Here is a 3,698-nt window from a genome sequence, read left to right as displayed (position 1 = left end):
TCCAACATCCTGCTGATGATGGCCATCCTGCTGTGGCGGCCGCAGGGCGTCTACGCCCTGAGCAAGTGAGTTCGCGATGATCCTGGACCGCCTGCTTTCCAACGACGGGCCGCGCAGCCGCGTGCTGGCCGCCATCCTCGTCCTGCTGCTGCTGGCGCTGGCCTTCCAGCCCTTCCTGTTCCCGGGCATCAAGGCGCTCAACGTGGCGGCCAAGGTCCTCGTCTTCATCGTGCTGGTGGCGAGCTTCGACCTGCTCCTGGGCTACACGGGCATCGTGAGCTTCGCCCACACGATGTTCTTCGGCATCGGCGCCTATGGCGTCGCGATCGCCTCCACCCGCATGGGCGCGGGCTGGGCCGCGATCGGCCTCGGCACGCTGGTGGCGCTGGCGCTGTCTTTCGTGCTGGCGCTGGCCATCGGCCTGTTCTCGCTGCGGGTGCGGGCGATCTTCTTCTCGATGATCACGCTGGCCTTCGCCGCGGCCTTCCAGACGCTCGCCTCGCAGCTGTCGGACCTCACCGGCGGCGAGGACGGCCTCACCTTCAGGATGCCCGAGGTGCTGTCGCCCGGCTTCACGCTGTCGGAGACGCCGTTCCTGGGGCTCACGATCAACGGCCGCATCCTCTGCTACTACCTGCTGTTCGCCACCTGCGTGGTGCTGGTGCTGGCCCTGCTGCGGATCGTGAACTCCCCCTTCGGGCGCGTGCTGCAGGCGATCCGCGAGAACGAGTTCCGTGCCGAGGCGATCGGCTACCGCGTGGTGGTGTACCGCACCATCTCCAGCATCCTCTCGGCGCTGTTCGCCACGCTGGCCGGCGCGATGCTGGCGATCTGGCTGCGCTACAACGGGCCGGACACCACGCTGTCCTTCGAGATCATGCTGGACGTGCTGCTGATCGTGGTGATCGGCGGCATGGGCACGATCTACGGCGCGGCGATCGGCTCCGGCCTGTTCCTCGTCGCCCAGAGCTACCTGCAGGACCTGCTGCGACTGGCGAGCGGCGCCGTCGCGGGCCTGCCCTGGCTGGCCGCGCTGCTGTCGCCGGACCGCTGGCTGCTGTGGCTGGGCCTGTTGTTCGTGCTGTCGGTCTACTACTTCCCCACCGGCGTGGTGGGACGGCTGCGGGCCCTGCGCGCGCCCGTTCCTGCGCCGCCGGTGCCTCTCGCCGCGACGGGCGCGGCTGCTTCCCCTTCCCCCGTGCAAGGAGAGTACGTTGAGAATTCGTGATTCGCGCGCAGGCGGCATCGGCCGCATCCTGCCCCTGTGGACCGTCGTCGCGGCGAGCCTCGCCGCGTGCGGCGGTGGCGGTGACGGACCGAGCGCACCGCCGCCGCCCGTGAACGCGCTGCCGGCGGGCGTGCTGCAGCAGAGCGTGACCACGTTCCCGGCGACCACCGCCACCACCACGACGGCCACGGAAGCCGCGACGCAGGACCTCCTGACGGGCGGCCTCGGGATGGATGCGCTGAAGGGTGCCGCCCCGGCCTTCGCGGACCCGAATCATCCCACCGCCCTGGAACTGCGGCGCGCCGCGCTGCATTCCAACTACCGCGGGCTGGTGGACTTCTCGGTCGCCGGTGGCTTCGGGACTTTCTACGGCCCCAACCTCGATGCCAGCGGCGCGGACACCGGCGGCCAGGGGCTCTTCCCCGGTCGCGAGTACCTGGCAACGCTGGACGACGGTACCGGGCGCAAGCAGGTCGTGATGGCGGTGCAGGTTCCCGACAGCTTCGACACGGCCCATCCGTGCATCGTGCTCGGGCCCTCGTCCGGATCCCGCGGGGTGTATGGCGCGATTGCCAGTTCCGCCGAGTGGGCGCTGCGGCACGACTGCGCCGTCGCCCTGACCGATGCCGGCAAGGGGATCGGCCTGCACGACCTGGGCGACGACACGGTCAACAGGATCGACGGGACGCGCGCGACGCGCACGGAGGCGGGGGCGCTGGCGCAGTTCGCCGCCGACATCGCGGAGTCGGCGCGCGCGGCATTCAATGCGCTGTTGCCGAACCGGTTCGCGCTGAAGCACGCGCACTCGCAGCAGAACCCCGAGAAGGACTGGGGCAGCGACACGCTGGCGGCGGCACGCTACGCCTTCTTCGCCCTCAACGACCGCTTCGGAACGGCCGACAACCCCGTCCCGTTCACGCCGGACAACACGATCGTGATCGCCGGCTCGGTCTCGAACGGCGGCGCCGCCGTGCTGCGGGCCGCGGAGCTCGACACCACCGGCCTGATCGATGGCGTGGTCGCCGGCGAACCGGTGACGGAAATGCCTACCACGGCGGGCTATGGCGTCGCGTTCAATGGCGCCCCGGTGAGTTCCTTCGGGCGCACGCTCGCGGACTACACCACCTACGGCAACATCTACCAACCCTGCGCCGCGCTGGCGGCGGACGCGAGCCTCGGGGCCGAGGTGTCCTTCTTCAACTTCCTGAACAACCCCCTGCTGGCGTTCCAGGGCCTGCCCGCGAAGGCCGAGGCGCGCTGCACCAGCCTGGCCGCCAAGGGCCTGGTGAGCGGCGCCACCACGGCCGAACGGGCCGCCGACGCGCTCGCGCGCCTGCGTGCCTACGGTTGGACGACCGAGCACGACACCATGCACAACTCCTATTGGGGGGCGGGCAACGGGCCGATCCTGTCGGCGATGTACCCGGTGGCGTACGGACGCTTCTCCGTGGTGGACAACGTGTGCGGGACGAGCTTCGCCGCCGTCAACCCGCTGGACGGCACCGTGGTTCCCGCGAGCGCCGTGAACAAGGCGTCCAGCTTCGCCACCGCCAACGGCACTGCGAACGGCTCGCCGGTGACGCCGGTGTACGACGACTCGCAGGGCGGCCCCCGGGCCTGGCAGTTCGCCGTCTCGACCTCCACCGGCAGCGCGGATTTCGGGCTCGACACGGCCCTGTGCCAGCGTGCATTGGTGACGGGCGTCGATCCGGTGACGGGCGGCCTCCTGACGGCCAGCACCAGGCCCACTGCGGCCCAGAGCGCTGCCGTGCGGTCCGGCATCGCGGAAGTCACGGTCAGCGGCGACCTGCATGCGAAGCCCACGATCGTCGTGGCGGGGCGCAGCGACGCGCTGGTGCCCGTCAACCACAATGCGCGGGCCTATGCGGCCTTCAACCGCGCCATCGAAGGCAGCGCCAGCCGGCTCAGCTACATCGAGGTCACCAACGGACAGCACTTCGACGGCTTCATCCCGCTGTTCTCCGGTTACGACACCCGCTTCATCCCGCTGCACGTCTACTTCAACGAGGCGATGGACAGGATGTTCGCGCACCTGCGCAATGGAGCCCCGCTGCCGCCCAGCCAGGTCGTGCGCACCACGCCGCGCGGCGGCACGCCGGGCGCTGCGCCGGCGCTGGCGGCGGCCAACATCCCGCCGATCAGCGCGGACCCGGCGGCCGGCGACCGGATCGGATTCACGGGCACGACCTTGAACGTGCCGCAGTAAGAGGAGAGGGGCGCTTCGGCGCACCGGGAAGAGGGACCCGCATGCACTTCACTTCCAACTACGTCGCCTGCGCGGGGCGCGAGATCCACTTCACCGAGTGGGGCCCCGCCGACGGGCCGGCCGTGGTCGCCTGGCACGGGCTCGCGCGCACGGGCCGCGACATGGACGAACTGGCGCAGTCGCTGTGCGACCGCTTCCGCGTGATCTGCCCCGACACGCTCGGGCGTGGCTTCAGCCAGTGGA

The 3,698-nt window shown here is 70.5% G+C and carries 3 protein-coding genes; all 3 read left to right on the top strand.

Going from position 1 to position 3,698, the window contains the following annotated elements:
* The first annotated feature begins 76 nt into the window (after positions 1-76).
* Positions 77-1,228: a branched-chain amino acid ABC transporter permease gene (locus VFM98_RS00680; RefSeq protein WP_325107957.1), complete on the top strand. Its 1,152-nt coding sequence runs from the start codon at positions 77-79 to the stop codon at positions 1,226-1,228.
* Positions 1,221-3,455 carry a 3-hydroxybutyrate oligomer hydrolase family protein gene (locus VFM98_RS00675; protein WP_325107958.1) on the top strand — a complete coding sequence of 745 codons (2,235 nt, stop codon included), beginning with the start codon at positions 1,221-1,223 and terminating at the stop codon, positions 3,453-3,455. Before VFM98_RS00680 ends, VFM98_RS00675 begins: the two co-directional genes overlap by 8 nt.
* 41 nt (positions 3,456-3,496) lie before the next feature.
* Positions 3,497-3,698, top strand: a 202-nt coding sequence (locus VFM98_RS00670) for an alpha/beta fold hydrolase (RefSeq protein ID WP_414708961.1), incomplete at its 3' end; no start/stop codon positions are given.

The sequence above is a fragment of the Ramlibacter sp. genome (genome assembly GCF_035706265.1).
In the GTDB taxonomy this organism is placed as follows: Bacteria; Pseudomonadota; Gammaproteobacteria; order Burkholderiales; family Burkholderiaceae_C; genus Ramlibacter.
This window is presented reverse-complemented; position numbering and strand designations above follow the sequence as displayed.